Origin of the sequence: Corallococcus terminator (assembly GCF_003611635.1) — a bacterium.
In the GTDB taxonomy this organism is placed as follows: Bacteria; Myxococcota; Myxococcia; order Myxococcales; family Myxococcaceae; genus Corallococcus; species Corallococcus terminator.
On sequence record NZ_RAVZ01000075.1, the window covers coordinates 16613 to 31830 of the forward strand.

Annotated in this window: 9 protein-coding genes; 7 read left to right on the forward strand and 2 right to left on the reverse strand. The window is 70.8% G+C overall.

Translation table 11 applies throughout. The features are described from left to right. Positions 1-170: 170 nt before the first annotated feature. The 5 genes from D7V88_RS13490 (at position 171) to D7V88_RS13510 (ending at position 9469) form a co-directional block, all read left to right on the forward strand. Positions 171-1994, forward strand: coding sequence for a DUF1585 domain-containing protein (locus D7V88_RS13490; protein WP_244238128.1), 1824 nt, complete (start codon positions 171-173; stop codon positions 1992-1994). Further along, on the forward strand, positions 1994-2665 hold the full coding sequence (locus D7V88_RS13495) for a hypothetical protein (RefSeq protein WP_120541044.1): 672 nt from the start codon (positions 1994-1996) through the stop codon (positions 2663-2665). Before D7V88_RS13490 ends, D7V88_RS13495 begins: the two co-directional genes overlap by 1 nt. A gap of 16 nt (positions 2666-2681) precedes the next feature. Further along, positions 2682-4109, forward strand: coding sequence for a DUF1501 domain-containing protein (locus D7V88_RS13500; RefSeq protein ID WP_120541045.1), 1428 nt, complete (start codon positions 2682-2684; stop codon positions 4107-4109). Positions 4110-4115: 6 nt separating this feature from the next. Then, a complete protein-coding gene (locus tag D7V88_RS13505) occupies positions 4116-5681 on the forward strand; it encodes a hypothetical protein (protein WP_120541046.1) in 1566 nt (521 codons plus the stop codon). 77 nt (positions 5682-5758) lie between these two features. Further along, complete coding sequence (locus D7V88_RS13510) at positions 5759-9469, forward strand: VCBS repeat-containing protein (RefSeq protein ID WP_120541047.1); 3711 nt, start codon at positions 5759-5761, stop codon at positions 9467-9469. Between the two features lie 9 nt (positions 9470-9478). On the opposite strand, the gene D7V88_RS13515 is transcribed toward D7V88_RS13510, so the two are convergent. Together D7V88_RS13515 and ligD are read right to left on the reverse strand one after the other, a co-directional pair. After that, the gene (locus D7V88_RS13515) at positions 9479-10423 is read right to left on the reverse strand and encodes a DMT family transporter (RefSeq protein ID WP_120541048.1); all 945 of its coding nucleotides are present in this window, start codon (positions 10421-10423) and stop codon (positions 9479-9481) included. Between the two features lie 76 nt (positions 10424-10499). Further along, entirely contained in the window at positions 10500-13085 is a 2586-nt protein-coding gene (ligD, locus tag D7V88_RS13520; protein WP_120541049.1) for a DNA ligase D, read from the reverse strand. A gap of 251 nt (positions 13086-13336) precedes the next feature. Between ligD and D7V88_RS13525 the strand changes: the two genes are divergently transcribed. Together D7V88_RS13525 and hutF are read left to right on the forward strand one after the other, a co-directional pair. Then, entirely contained in the window at positions 13337-13822 is a 486-nt protein-coding gene (locus D7V88_RS13525) for a ferritin-like domain-containing protein (protein ID WP_120541052.1), read from the forward strand. Between the two features lie 50 nt (positions 13823-13872). Beyond that, the coding region (hutF, locus tag D7V88_RS13530) for a formimidoylglutamate deiminase (RefSeq protein WP_120541050.1) at positions 13873-15218 on the forward strand (1346 nt) is incomplete at its 3' end.

Genomic DNA, 15218 nt, shown 5'->3' on the forward strand with positions numbered 1-15218 from the left:
GGAGGTTCCCCGTGTTCAGCGTGCGTTGCCTTGCCCCTCTGGCGAGCGCCGCCCTCCTGCTCGCCCTGCCCGCAGCCGCTGAAGAAGCGGTGTGCGCGCCCGTGGCGAAAGTCCCTTTGGAGCGGCATCTTCGGCAGCTTTCCCTCGACCTCCTGGGCCGCCCTCCCACGATGGAGGAGTACAAGACCTTCCAGGCCAAAGGTTCCGTCACGGCGGAGGACGTCCGGCAGATGATGGGCCAGGAGCCCTTCTACGCCCGGATGCGCGAATTCCACCGCGCCCTTTTGCGCTCCAACATCAACTCCAGCGTGAACGGCAACGGGGATTACCGGGTTTCCGGTACGCCGTTGAGCTTCGCGGGCAACAACTCCAACGCGCTGCGCGGTGGCCAGAGCCAGCGCTGTGACGGAGAGATTGCCCAGGACAACTGCAAGGCGAACCCGCAGGACGGGCACTCGCTGACGCCCACCACCTGCCGCGACGCGCAGGGTGTGCCGCTGCCGGTCAGCTACGACTACGACACGAACTTCTACCAGTGCCGCCTGCTGGACCCGGCCTCCACGGAGCCGGAGCTGAAGTACGCGGACTGCAATGCGCTGAAGGCCAGCGCGGCGCACGGCAAGTACGTGAACTTCTGCGACAACCGCTACAACAGCACCGCGGGCAAGTCCGTGGGCTACCTGTGCCTGCCGGATCCGGCCAAGACGAGCACCAACGTGCTGTTGCCGTCGCCGGCCACGGGCGTCATCACGGCCTGGGTGCACCCGAATCCGGAGACGAATCCGAACCTGAAGCAGTTGGATCGCTGCACGTTCGAGATGGGCAAGCGCGTCGTCAACGGCAACGAAATCAACGGCACCTGGTTGCCCCAGCGCGGCTGTGTGCAGCGCGACGGCTACGTGACGACCACCGTGCAGCCGTACTGGTCCGTCGCGACGGAGCCGGTGAAGGTGTGCGCCGTGGAGGCGCAGAACCGCGCCACCAACCCGTACACGGGCGAGTCCTGCGAGACGGGCCGCTTCAACAGCGACCGCACCTGCGGCTGTGGCGACAAGATGCGCCGGTGCGAAATCACCGACGTGCACACCGCGCGCATCGCCTCCTTCAACGAGGAGCCGCTGCTCATCACCGACTCAGTGGTGCGCAACGACGAGCCCTACTTCAACATCCTCACCACCCCCCGCTCCTTCGTGAACGGCCCGCTGTCGGAGTTCTACCGGCAGAAGCAGGGTGTCTCCATCTTCAGCGTGAAGGCGCCCGCGGACGTGGCCACGCTGCCCGCCGTGCCGTACGAGGACAAGGCCACCTGGGCGGTCTACACGCGCGACAACACCCACTCCGGCGTGCTCACCACCCCCGCGTTCCTCTACCGCTTCCCCACGCAGCGCGCCCGCGTGAACCATTTCTACGAGGCGTTCCTCTGCAAGCACTTCTCCCCGGCCGCGGACGCCACGCTCCCGTCCCCGGACGACGCCTGCAACCGGGAGAACAACCTGTCCAAGCGCTGCGGCTGCGACTACTGCCACGCCACCATCGAGCCCACGGGCGCGCACTGGGGCCGGTACGCGGAGCGCTCCGCGCTGTTCCTGTCCCCGGAGCAGTTCCCCCGCCTGGACCCGAAGTGCCGCGACTGCGCCATCGCCGGTGACACCAACTGCGGCGGCGAGTGCAGCCAGTACGTGATGCAGGCCTTCGACGGCGACGGCGCCAATTCGCTGGGCCTCTTGAAGACCTACCTCTACCGCACCGCGGACGAGGAGAAGAACATCGAGGGCGGTCCGCAGGTGCTGGTGAAGCGGATGATGGAGTCGGGCAACCTGGAGCGCTGCACCGTCAAGCGCGTGTGGAACGAGTTCCTGGGCCGCGCGATGACGACCGAGGAGCAGCGGATGTACCTCCAGACGCTGTCGCAGGACTTCGCGAAGAACAACCACAGCATGAAGGGCCTCATCGAGCAGGTGGTGATGTCCGACGCGTACCGGAGGATCGACTGATGCGCCGCCTCGTGTTGACCGCGCTTCTCGCGCTCGCAGCGGGCTGCACCCAGGGCTCCGTGGATGCTCCCGCGAAGCCGGTGCCGCTGGATGCCCAGTTGGACCCGGTGCCCAACCCTCACGGGGACGGCACGCAGATCGACCCGCTGCCGGACCCGGAAGCGCAGGGTGGCAGCGTGGGCCGCGCCGCGCGCCGGCTCACCGTCGCGCAGCTCAAGGAGTCCATCAAGATCGCCGTGGGCATGGAGTGGGATGAGCTGGAGGCCCGCGCCCAGTCGCTGGGCCGCGCGGACTACGCGCTCATCACCACGGAGAACACCGAGCCGAACCTCGTCTTCGCCCGCTTCCTGGACGACGGCGCGCGCAAGGTGTGCATCGCGCAGGCGCAGAAGGACATCGCGCAGACGGACCTGTCGCTGCGCACGCTGGGCCGCACGCTGCCCACGCCCATGAGCGACTTGACCAAGCTCACGGACGCGCAGGTGAACGAGACCATCGTCTACCTGTCCACCCGCTTCTGGGGCGCGCCCCTGGCGGGCGACGAGCTGGCCCGCTACGCGACCTTCTTCCGCAAGGCCGCCGCCCGTGCCGAAACCCTCAAGAAGCGGGACCAGGCGCTGGCGGTCGTGTGCATCGCCATGCTGACGGACTCGCGCTTCATCACCTACTGACCTTCTGGTGCCCGCGATGAAGAAGACGCGCCAAGACGACCTTACGCTCCCCGAGCGCCGCACCTTCCTCAAGGCCGGAGCCGGTTTCATGGGCTCCATGCTGCTGGGAGGCATCCCCTTCCGCGCGGTGGCCCAGGCGACGAACCTGGCTCCCGCCGACCGCTGCTTCGTGTTCGTCTATTTCTCCGGAGGGTGGGACCAACTGCTCGCGTTCGACCCCCGCGACCCGACCGTGTTCACGGACGACCGCGTCAGCGAGACGCGCATCGTGCCGGGCTACAACCAGTTGTCCACCGACGCGCGCTTCTCGACGATGCCCATCGTCCCCAAGGAGCGCGCGGGTGCGGGCGCGCCGACGATGACGTTCGGCCCGGCCATTGGTGACGTGCGGCCGGGGATGGCCAACCTCTCCGACCACTACGACCTGATGACCGTGGTGCGCGGCATCAACATGAGCACGCTCACGCACGAGGTGGGCTACCGCTACTTCCTCACCGGGAAGATGCCCATTGGCAGCGCGGCGCGCGGCTCCTCCACCGCGACGGAGATCGTGGGGCAGATGAAGCCCGCGGTGCCCATCCCGTCCATCGCGCAGAACGTGGAGTCGTACAACGACCGCTACGGTGGCTACGCCAACGCGCTGCGCGTCAGCGGCCTGGCGGACCTGGTGCTCACGCTGGACCCGCCCTCGGCGGCCCGCCAGTTGGACAGCGAAATCGAGAAGAGCCTCATCGACCTCAACGGCATGCCCATCACCTGCGAGGAGCAGGCGTTCGCGGCCCGCGGCGTGGGGACGACGTACGAGAACAGCCGCGAACAGATGCAGTCGGTGATGGCCAACAAGCTGTCGGACTCGTTCCGCTTCAACCTGGCGGCCAACGACCAGGTGCGCGCCACCTACGGCCTCAACGGGCAGTCCTACCCGTACAACAGCGCCAATGGCCGCGCGGCCATGGTGGCCACCGCCCTGAAGAAGGGCATCAGCCAGTGCGTGTCCATCAACCTGGCCGGCGGCCTGGACACCCACTTCGGCACGCAGCTCACCCACGCCAGCAACCAGCGCGCCGGCTTCGACGCGCTCAACCTGTTGGTCACGGACCTGCGCGGCACGCAGCATCCGGGTGGCGGCAACTTCATGGACCACACCACCATCCTGGTGTTCAGCGAGTTCGCTCGCACGCCCACCATCAACGCCACGGGCGGTCGCGACCACCACCTGTCCAATAGCTGCCTGCTGATGGGCGCGGGCATCAAGCACAACCTGGTGGTGGGGCGCAGCGGTGACATCGGCATGTCGCCCGGCATGGTGGACCTGCGCACCGGCGCGAATGATCCGAACGGTTCCAACATCTTCCCCGAGCACATCATCGCGACGGTGCTGGCCTCGGCGAAGCTGGACTACAGCATCACGCGGGTGGACCCGCTGCGGTTCATCCTTGCCTGAGTCTTGATGAGCACTCCCTCCTCGCGTCCCTGGCCGCGCCTCGGTTCCCCCACCGTGGCGCGTTTCATCCCCTCCTCGTTCCTGCTCTGCGCCGCGATGCTGATGGTCGCGTGTGGCGAGGACGCACCGCCGGGAAGCGACCCGGCGAAGCCCGCGGCATTCACCGCCACCCAGGTCCCCAGTTCCCAGGGGCTGTCGCAGGCCCCTGGCTTCGCGGACCAGTCCGGCGGCGGCATCTTCGCCACCACCACGGGTGGCGTCGTGCGGCTGCGGCTGGACGGCAGCAAGGCCGCCCTGTCGCCACACCCGAGGAACGTCGCCACGCAAGGCAACGTGCGCGCGACCTTCCGCCTGGGGCCGCACAGCGCCCTGGTGGAGACGGACACGGGCCTGTTCCTGGCGGACCAGGGCTGGCTCATCGAACCCTTGTGGCAGGAGGTGCTGGGCACGGGCATCGTCGCCACCGCGCAGACGGCGGACGGCGCGGCGTGGCTCGCGCACCCCACGGGCCTGTTCCAGATTCGAGGCGGCGCGCTCGCGTCGCTGAAGCTGTCGGGACAGCCCCTGTCGGGCATCACCACGATGACGGCGGCGCCCGCGGAGGACGGCCTGCCGGGCCTGTGGTTCGCGCGCGAGGGCCGGCTCAACGTGGTGGTGGCGTCCGCGCCGGGCGTCTACCAGGTGCGCGGCACCGATGCGCCCCTCACCACCGGTGAGACGGTGGAGGCGCTCGCGGGCCTGGGCGTCGGCGCCGGCACCCCCGGCGAGGTGTGGGTGCTCACCAGCACCCGCGTGCTGCGCCGGAACACCGAAGGCTGGACGACGGTGGAGTTGCCGTCCCGGCCCCAGCAGTTGATGGGCGCGGGGCGCTTTCTCTGGGCCCGCTCGGACACGAAGCTCTTCGTCTTCGACGCGGACGCGGGCACCTGGGGCGTGGCCGAAGGCCTGCCGTCCGGGACGCCGACGCTGCTGGCGGTGGACGAGAGCGGCTGCGCGTGGGTGGAGCTCAACGGGCAGTCGTTGTCGGTGAGCAAGGGCGCGGTGCCGCGCCTGCAGGGGCTGCACCAGGGCATGCTGTTGGTGGAGGACGGGCTGGTGCTCCGGGCCACGCTGCCGCCGGGCACCCCGCCGAAGAGCGTCGCGTTCCAGGTGGACCAGGCGGAGGAGGTCGTGGCCGCCGGCCCCGACTACAGCATGGGCGGCCTGGAGGCGGACGCGACCACGCTCAAGGCGTTCTCGTTCGCCCGCGTGACGCCGGGGAACCACACGCTGTCGGTGGTGTCCCGCTTCGAGGACGGCACGGAGGCGCGCCGCTCGGTGCCCTTCACCTACCAGCCGCTCACCACCACCCCCAGCTATGCGCGCGACATCCTGCCCGTCCACGAGGCCCGGTGCGCCAAGTGCCATATGGCAGGCTCCGCCCTGCCGTTGCACACGTATGACCTGTGGAAGTCCAACGCCCAGCTCATCAACGCGGCGGTGCGCGACCAGCGCATGCCGGCGGACGGGCCGTTGGATCCGCAGGGCACCGCCCTCATCAATCGCTGGGTCTCCTCCGGCATGCTGCCCTGAAGTCGTCGCGGTCCTCTCCCTGACGTTCCCTTGACGGCGTCCCTCCTCCAGGAGGGCGCCCCCCCGAGGCCACCCCCATGAAGCGTTTCACCCGCGCGACCCCCCTCTTCGCGCTCCTGACCCTGGCCTGCCAGGGCGGGCAGGAACCGGCCGTGGTGCTGCCCTACGTGGGCCCGTGTGAAGGCCTGACGCCCATGTCGTTGGCGGTGGAGCCGACGACGGTGCGCTCGGGCAGCGTGGCCACGCTGACGGCCGCGGGCGGCAGCGGCCACTACACCTTCAAGGTGGAGGCGGGCGGCTCCTCCGGCGGCATGCTCGGCAACCGCTTCGTCGCGGGCGCGACGCCGGCGGAGGACACGCTGGTGGTGGTGGATGAGCAGTGCGGCGGCTCCGCCACGGCGCGCGTGCGGGTCATCGCGGGCTTTGGCGTCGCGCCGGCGAAGGCGACGCTGAAGCCGGGCACGACCTTCCAGATCGTCATCGACGGACTGGTGGGCACGCCCTCCTTCACGCTCACGTCCAACAAGTCCGGGGGCACGCTCACGGAGACGGGCGTCTACACGGCGGGCCCGACGGAGGCGCAGGACCTCATCACCGTGAGCGACCAGCGCTCCGGCGACACGGCGGTGCTCCAGTACACCGTGAGCAACGCCGCGAAGCTGGTGGGTGACCCGCCGTACCTGGGCGTGCCGTCGGGCACGTCCGCGCCGCTGGGCACGGCGGGCGGCACGGACAGCGTGGTGTGGACGAAGGTGTCCGGCCCCGGCACGGTGACGAACGGGCGCGTCGTGGTGGAGGCGGGAGCGTCCGGCCTCATCACGCTGGAGGCGAAGGACCGCTTCACCGGCGAAGTGGCCCCGGTGGCGGTGCGCGTGCTGGATGAACTGTCACGGCCCCTCTTGGCGCACGGCCGGCTGACGGACGTGGCCACGATGGTGACCGCGGACTTCGACGGCGACGGCATCCAGGACCTCGCGGTGGGACAGCGCGAGAGCGAACTGGCGCGGCCCACCGGCGGCGCGGTGTTCGTCTACAAGGGCAGCGCGTCGGGCCTGCCCACGAAGCCCACCTGGGTGCTGGCGGGTGAGACGGAAGGCGCGCTCTTTGGCGACATGCTGGCCGCGGGCGACCTGGACGGCGACGGGCGAGCGGACCTGGCGGTGTCGTCGCCGGGCGCGGACGTCACCATCGGCGACTCGGGCGCGGTGTACCTCTACACGTTCAAGGCGGGGCAGCCGCCCGCGCTCTTGCGACCGGCGCTCACCGGCCTGGGCCGTGGCGGCTTCGGCACGGGCATGGCCATCGCGGACGCGGATGGCGACGGGGACCTGGACCTGTTCGTGGGCTCGCCCGCGGGCGACCTGTCCAGCATCTCCGGCATCAGCCGGCGCGGCGTGGTGGACATCTTCCTGCTCAGCAAGGGCCAGCCTGTCCCGGACCTCCCGGCGGTGCGTCTGGGCGGACAGGACCTGAAGGTGGACGGTGGCTTCGTCCTGCGCAGCAACACGGAGCTGGGGCGCGCCATCGTGGTGGCGGACCTCAACGACGACGGCCGGCCGGACCTGGCGTCGCTCAGCAAGCTGACCCGCTACAAGGCGGACGGCACCACCGACGGCCAGCAGATGGGCGTGGCGGTGTACTTCGCGCGCGACGCGGCGCCGCGCTTCCGCCCCACCGCGGACCTGTACGTGCTTCCGTCCAACACCGCCGTGGAGACCCTGGGCAACGAGGGCACGTGGCGGCTGGGCGCGATCGCCGGCGAAGGCAGCCGGCCCCCGCTGCTGCTGGTGATGGCGGACAAGGCGGACTCGCCGGACCTGAGCAAGGTGGGCGGCGTGGCGGCGCAGGTGGACGCGGGTGGTGCGTTCCTGTTCGACCTGCGCGGCAACTCGCCTTCGGGCGACCCGGCGGACAAGCCCGTGAAGGTGCCGCTCGCGGACGCGTTCGGGCGGCTCTACGGCGATGCGCGCAGCATCACCGCGACCCGGAGCTGGACGGTGATGGACGTGGATGGCGCGGCGGGACCGGAGCTGCTCCTGGGCGCGCCGTACGCGACGGCGACGGCGGGCACGACGCAGTTGGGCAACGCGGGCAAGGTGCTGGTGTTCCCGCTGGCCACGCTCGCGAAGGGCAGCGTGCAGAACAAGCCGCTGGTGGCGCTGGGCGGCGCGGCGAAGGCGGAGGTGCTGGGCTCCGGGCTGGTGGCGTGGCCGCTGCCGTCGGGCCCGGTGCTGGCGGGCTTCTCCGGCCGGGCTTCTTCCGCGCAGGGCGCCTTCACCGGACGCGTGGATGTCTTCCAGAAGGCGGGCGGGACGCTGGCCGAGTGGACGCGCAGTGGCCTGGAGGTGACGACGAAGGCCAGCATGGAGCGCTTCGGTGAGTCGGTGGCGGTGGCCCGGCTGGCCAACCGCGTGATGGCGGTGGTGGGCGCGCAGGGCTTCTCCGGGCCGGGCCCCAATGGCGACGGCAACGACCTCAACGTGGGCCGCGCGTACACGTTCGACACGGCGGAGCCCGCGAAGGCGACGGTGGCGGGCGAGGGCGCGAGCTCTCCGTGGGTGGGCGGACGCAACGTGGGCGTGGATGTGGCGTTCACGGACTTCAACGGCGATGGCCGGCCGGACATGGTGGCGGGCGCCACGGGCCTGGTCATCGCGGGCACGAATTCGCCCGCGGGGGACAAGGACGTCTACGCGTCGACCACGTGCATGACGACGGGCACGCAGTCGTTTGGCGGACTCCTGGTGTCGCTGGGCCAGACGGACGGCACCTTCAAGCCGGGCTACCGCGTGTTCGGGCCGGCGACCATCGCCGGCTGCGCGGACCCCGCGGCCGCCACCTGCAAGCGCGCCCTGATGGGCCGGGGCGTGGTCGGTGGTTTCGACTTCAACGGCGACGGCAAGCAGGACCTGGCCGTGCTGCGCGACAAGGGCTTCGACCTGTTCCTGGGCCGCGCGCCGGAGGACGCCTCGCTCGCGAAGCTCACCCTCGCGTGCGACCCCGTCTACTCCTGGCCCACCTCCGTGCAGCAGACCACCGCGCCCGCGTCGCTGGGCGACCTGAACGCGGACGGCTGCGACGAGGTGGCGTGGCGCTACTCGGACGGCACGCGCTCCGGCATCGTCGTGCTCTACGGCTACGACGCCGGGGGCACGCGGTGCGGTGGGCGGACGACCGCGTCGATGGTGCGCATCTCGGGTGACAGCGAGGTGGCGCTCAACAACATCAACCTGGGGATGGCCAGCACGCGCGCGGGCCGCTTCCTGGGCGACACGCGGGACTTCATCGCCGTGACGGCCAACAACTTCCTGGTGGAGGGCGTGAGCCAGCCTGCGGTGCTGCTCTACAACGTGGCGGCGCTCAACGCGCTCCGTCCCACCACCGGTGAGGCGCTGGTGGCCGCATACGGCACCGGAGCCTCGGACCTGAAGCCGCTGACGGTGACCTACCGCTCGCGCGCGGTGGGCTTCGGCACGTCGCTGGCGGGTGGTAAGGACCTGAACGGCGACGGCGTGCCGGACCTGTGGGTGGGCGCGCCAGGCGCGTCGGTGGCCTCGGATGGCGGAGGCGCGGCGTTCCTCTTCGCCGGTGGTCCGAAGTCGCAGGGCGCGCTGTCCCCGTTCGTGCTGGTGGTGGGCGACGGCACGGAGCGCAGCTCGCTGGGCCAGTCGCTCGCGGTCATCCCCGGCAGCGGAGGCTCACCGCCGACCGTCATCATTGGCGCGCCGAAGAGCTACCGCACCGGCACGCAGAACGGCACCGCGTTCTCCCTGCCCCTGCCGTTCTGAGGCAGGGCGTCACACCGACGCTTCCGGAGGCACCTTCGCCTCCGGAGGCTCGCGGTTGGCGATGGCCGCCGCGGTGAGGATGAGCACGCCGCCCGCCAGGAGCGACGGCGTGAGCGGCTCACCCAAGAGCGCCACGCCCAGCGTCACCGCGACCAGCGTGTCCAGGAGCGCCATCGCGCCCAGGGCCGCCAGCGAGATGCGCGGCAGGAGCCAGTACAGGCACTGGTAGGTGATGACCGTCCCGCCCAGCGCCAGGTACAGCAGCGCGCCAATGGCCCGGGGCGTCCAGTGCATCGGCTGGTTCCACTCCAGCAGCGCGGAGGCCCCCAGCAGCAGCACCGCGCTGCTCAGCGTCTGCACCAGCGTGAGCAGGTGGGGCGGCACGTGCGTCATGTGCTGGCGCACCAGCACGTTGGCCACCGCCACCACCGACGCCGCGCCCAGCGTCATCCCGCACCCGAGCAGCACCTGGGTGGACAGGCTCAGCGACACCAGCTCCTGGTGCTGGAGCGCCACCACGCCCGTCAGTCCCAGGCAGGCCGCGAAGAGCTTCTGCGGGGTGAGCGGCTGGTCCGGCAACAGCACGCGTCCCACCAGCAGCAGCCACACGGGGAAGGTGGAGAAGAGGAGCGCGGACCAGCTCGACGGAATCCATTGCTGCGCCACGAAGAGCAGTCCGAAGGGCACCGCCAGTTGGAGCACGCCAATCCCCGCGATGCGCCACCCGGTGCCGCCGCCCAGCGCCGCGCCGCGCGAGCGGGCGAAGGGCAGCAGCGCCACCCCGGCGATGAGCATGCGCGTGCCCACGAACCGCAGGGGCGGCAGGTCCTCCAGCCCCACCTTCACCACGGCCCACGTGGAGCCCCAGGTGATGAAGCAGATGGCGTAGGCGAGGGCGATCTTCCAACGCGGCGCGGGCTTCGCGGCGCTGCTCACTGCGGTGACGGACGACATGGCGGCGCGGGCAGTAGCACGCGCCCCGTCGCTTTGGCGAAACATCCGGTCAGGGCGCGGCGCGTCAGCCGGCGGCTCACTCGCCGGGCAGCGTCTGCTTCACGCGCAGCACGGGCGCGAACAGGTCACCCACGGCCTCCAGGCGCTTGCGCAGCGTCTTGAGGCGGAAGCGGTGCGGATCCAACCGGGCGGTGACTTCGCTCCAGTCGAGCGGCGCGGAGAACGGCGCGCCCTCCACGGCGCGCAGCGAGTAGGGCGCCACCACCGTCTTGCCGCGCGCGTTCTGCCCCACATCCAGGTAGAGCCGGCCGCCGCGCTTACCCACGGAGCGCTCCGTGGTGGCGATGTCGCCCAGCGCTTCCTCCAGCTCCGCCACCCGTGCGTTCGCGAACGCCAGCGCGCGCGCATAGGTGTGTCCCGGGGCCAGGGGCACCAGCACGTGCAGGCCGCGCTTGCCGGAGGTCTTCGGGAAGGACTGGAGCCCCAACGCGTCCAGGCGGGCGTGAAGGCGCCTGGCCACCTTCACGAGGTCCTTCCAGCCACCGGTGCCGGGGTCCAGGTCGAACACCACGAAGTCCGGCTGCGCCAGCCGGGGCGCGTGGCTCAGCCACATGTGCAGGGTGAGCGCGGACTGGTTGGCGAGCCACAGGAGCGCATCCGCGTCCTTCACGTTGACGTGTCGCAGGGACTTGCCTTCGTGGCGCACGCGCAGCGTGGGCAGCCAGGAGGGGATGCCGGACAGTTCGTGCCGGAAGAAGCCCGGGGCCTCGATGCCCGCGGGCCACTGCTGGTGGGCCAGGGGACGGTCCGCGAGCACGGGCACCAACAGCGGCGCCACGTCCCGGTAGTACCCGAACACGTCCGCCTTCGTGAGGCCGGAGTCCGGGAACAGCACGCGGTCGCCATGCGTGAGCAGGGCCTCCGTGTCGCGCTCCGGGCGTTTCGCGCTCGTCCTGTCCGAAGCCTTCGTTGGAGCCCGATGGGTCGTGGTGCGAGCGGAGGCCTGGGCCGGTGCTCGCCGGACGCCCTTCGCGGTCCGGGTGCTCTCGGTGGGGGCGGGGCGTTCGCGCACGACGTCGCGGGGCTGCTTGTCGCTCCGGAGGCCCTGGAACACGGGGTGGCGCAGGCGGCCATCCCGGGTCCATTCCGTGAACCGCACCTGGGCCACGTACTTCGGCTTCACCCAGACGGTCTCCGTGTTGGCGGCTGCATCCACGGCGCTGGGCTTCTTCGTGCGCGTGGCGTCCAGCAACCAGCGCAGCTCCCGGCGGTCCGACGTGGTGTAGCCAGTGCCCACCTTGCCCACGTCGTGGAAGCCGTCCTTGCCCCGGACGCCCACGCGCAGCGCGCCAATCTCCGATTTCGCCTGGGCGTTCTTGATGGGCAGGTAGCCCAGGATGACGACCTCCTGGCCCGCGACCACCTTCAGCTTCAGCCAGTCCCCGGAGCGCGTGCCCGTGTAGGGCGAATCCTTGCGCTTGGCGATGATGCCCTCCCAACCCTTGCGCCGCGCCTCCAGCAGCGCGCGCGACAGCGGCAGCTCCAGCCGCTCGGAGGCCTGGAGCGGAAGCTCGACGGAGGCCATCAGCTTCTCCAGCCGTGCGCGGCGCTCCTCGTAGGGCAGCCCCCGCAGGTCCTCGCCGTTCAGCCACAGCACGTCGAACACCACGAACCGCTGCTCCGCGCCCTCCTCCGTGTGTTGGAGGAGCTGGAAGTTCGAGCGGCCCTTCTTGTCGAGCGCGATGACCTCTCCGTCCACCACCACGTCGCTCACCGGCAGGGTGCGCAGCGAGGCGGTGATCCGTCCGAAGCGGCTCGACAGGTCGTTGCCCCTGCGACTCTGGAAGGCAATCTTGTCGCGCGTGAGGGCGAACACCGCGCGGAAGCCGTCGTACTTCACCTCGTAGGCATGCGTTTCGTCGTGCGCTTCGTCGGGCACCGCGAGCCGCGCCAGCATGGGCGGCCACACCCGTTCGAGCAGCTTCTCTGGCGTCGCCGGAGCCTTCTGCTCCTTCGACGGCGCGGGGTGCGCCTTCATCCGCGAGGGCGCCACGGGCTTCTTGCGCAGCACCCCCGGCTTGCGCGGTCCACGCGTCTGCTTCCGTCCGCTCTTCACGGACTCGGGCCGCTCGACGGTGACGTCGTAGCCGGGCCGTGCCTCCTCATCCTTCGCCTTGAAGAAGAGCCACTGCGTCTTGCCGCCGCGTGGACGCGTGCGGATGAGGTGCCAGCGTCCCTGGAGCTTCTGACCCCGCAGCACGACCTCCAGGTGTCCGCGTGCGAGCTGGGCGTCGGCCTGACCCGGAGGCACCGTCTCGAAGGTGCCGGACTCCCAGAGCAGCGAATCGCCTCCGCCGTACTCCTCATCCGGGATGTGGCCCTCGAAGTCCGCGTAGGAGCGCGGGTGGTCCTCGGTCTGGACCGCGAGCCGCTTCTGCGCGGGGTCGTGGCTGGGTCCCTTGGGGATGGCCCAGCTCACCAGCACGCCGCCAATCTCCAGGCGCAGGTCGTAGTGCAGCCGGGTGGCGTCGTGCTTGTGCACCACGAAGACGGGCTCGCCCGCCGCCCGGGTCACCGCGCCAGGTGCTGGCTCGGGCGTGCGGAGGAAGTCGCGCTTCGTGCGGTAGCGCTCCAGGCGCTTCTCTGTCTCGGAGGTCTTCACGCCCCAACGCTCTTCACCGGACCCGGTAGGTGCAATTCCCTACATCGACTGGAGGGCGACCGGGGAGGCAGCCCCTCTGTTCCTGCTGCGGCCCGCCTGACGAAAGCCGCGGGCATGCAGTTCCTGTCCTCTTGGGGTCGTCCGCCTGCTCTGGGGGCGATGAACCGATGGGTGCTCGGGAGGGCGGTTGGTTCCGGGAGGAAGAGTCCCCACATTGGCGAGGCCTTTGCACTCGCATGGAGGAGGCGCCCATGGCCGACAAGTCCGAAGTGGCACGTCTGCACAGCCTGGCCCAACTCGATGCCGATGCGGTGGGGGCCTATGACGTGGCCATCTCGCGCATCCCGCATCCCCTGGTGCGCGAGCGCCTCAACAGCTTCCGCGCGGACCACCTGCGCCACGTGCAGGACCTCAACACGTGCATCCGCGACCTGGGCGGCGAACCGGTGGCGCTGCGCTCGGACCTCAAGGGCTCCGCCATGAAGGGCCTGACGGCGATGACGGGCCTGATGGGCACGGAGGCCACGCTGTGGGCCATGCTCGGCAACGAGGAGCTCTTCGACCGGGCCTATGAGCTGGCGCTCCAGTTCGAGTGGACCCCAGAGGTGAAGGACCTCATCCGGCAGCACCGCGAGGACGAACGGCGCCACGGCACGTGGATCCGCGACGCGGCGCGCACCCGTCCCTGGGTGGAAGGCCGCATCCCCTTCATGGAAGGCGCCGAGCAGGGGGCCTGACCCGAAGGGCGCTGCTGCGGTCCTCCGGGGGCTGGCGTACGCTGCCCCGCGTGAGCGACATCACTGTCTATCAACCCGACTTCCTCTTCGTGGACGGTCGGTTCCAGGAAGGCCTCGCGCTGGCGGTGGGCGCGGACGGACGCGTGCTGGACGCGGTGCCCGAGGGCGCGCGCGTGGAGCGGCTCCCGGGCCGCGCGCTGCTGCCAGGACTCGTCAACGGCCACTCGCACGCGTTCCAGCGGCTCATCCGAGGGCGCACCGAGTACGTGGCCTCGGGCCGGGGACAGGACGACTTCTGGTCCTGGCGCGAGGCGATGTACCGCGCCGCGGAAGCGCTGACGCCGGAGGAGGTCTACGTCGCCTCCCGGCAGGTGTTCGTGGAGATGGCGCTCGCGGGCATCACCGCGGTGGGCGAGTTCCACTACCTGCACCACCAGTCGGACGGGACGCCCTATGCGGACCGCAACGAGCTGGCGCACGCGGTCATCCGCGCGGCCACCGACGTCGGTCTGCGCATCTGTCTGCTGCGGGTGGGCTACGCGAGGGCGGGCTTCAACGTGGCCGCGAATCCACGCCAGCGCCGCTTCATCGACCCGGACGTGGACGCGTTCCTGTCCACCACGGAAGCGCTGGCCCGGGCGGTGCGCGGCGACGCGCGGGTGAACGTGGGGCTGGCGCCGCACAGCGTGCGCGCGGTGTCGAAGGAGTGGCTGGCCCGGGTGGAGGGCGACGCGCCGGTGGGCATGCCCATCCACATGCACGTGGCGGAGCAGCCCAAGGAGATTGAAGCGTGTCTGGCGGAGCACGGACTGCGCCCGGTGGAGCTGCTGGCGGACCTGGGCCTGCTGGGCGGGCGCTTCACGGCGGTGCACGGCGTGCACCTGACGGACGACGAGGTGCAGTTGCTGGGTCGGTCGGAGACCACGGTGTGCGCGTGTCCGTCCACGGAGCGCAACCTGGGGGATGGCATCGTGCCGGCGGACGCGCTGGTCCGGGCCGGGGCGCGCGTGAGCCTGGGGTCGGACAGCCAGACGGCGGTGGACCTGCTGGACGAGGCGCGCCAGTTGGAGCAGCACCTGCGGCTGTCGCGGCTGCGCCGGGCGGTTTTGGATCCAGGGACGGGCACGTTGGACGGACTGGCGGCGCGGCTGTTGGACATGGCCACGGTGCAGGGCGCGCACAGCCTGGGCCTGGAGACGGGAGCGCTGACGCCGGGTGCGCCGGCGGACTTCTTCACGGTGGACCTGCGGCATCCGTCGCTGGTGGGCGCGGGGCTCGCGTCGCTGCTGCCGGGCATCGTCTTTGGCGCGACGGCGGGGGCGGTGCGGGAGGTCGCGGTGGCGGGATTCTTGACATGCTGGGCCTCGTCGAGGACGACCACGTCCCACTCTGGGTC

Coding starts and splice junctions, on each gene's coding strand:
- D7V88_RS13500 (WP_120541045.1), top strand. CDS start 2,682: ATGAAGAAGACGCGCCAAGACGACCTTACGCTCCCCGAGCGCCGCACC.
- D7V88_RS13515 (WP_120541048.1), bottom strand. CDS start 10,423: ATGTCGTCCGTCACCGCAGTGAGCAGCGCCGCGAAGCCCGCGCCGCGT.
- D7V88_RS13525 (WP_120541052.1), top strand. CDS start 13,337: ATGGCCGACAAGTCCGAAGTGGCACGTCTGCACAGCCTGGCCCAACTC.
- D7V88_RS13495 (WP_120541044.1), top strand. CDS start 1,994: ATGCGCCGCCTCGTGTTGACCGCGCTTCTCGCGCTCGCAGCGGGCTGC.
- D7V88_RS13505 (WP_120541046.1), top strand. CDS start 4,116: ATGAGCACTCCCTCCTCGCGTCCCTGGCCGCGCCTCGGTTCCCCCACC.
- D7V88_RS13510 (WP_120541047.1), top strand. CDS start 5,759: ATGAAGCGTTTCACCCGCGCGACCCCCCTCTTCGCGCTCCTGACCCTG.
- D7V88_RS13490 (WP_244238128.1), top strand. CDS start 171: ATGGAGGAGTACAAGACCTTCCAGGCCAAAGGTTCCGTCACGGCGGAG.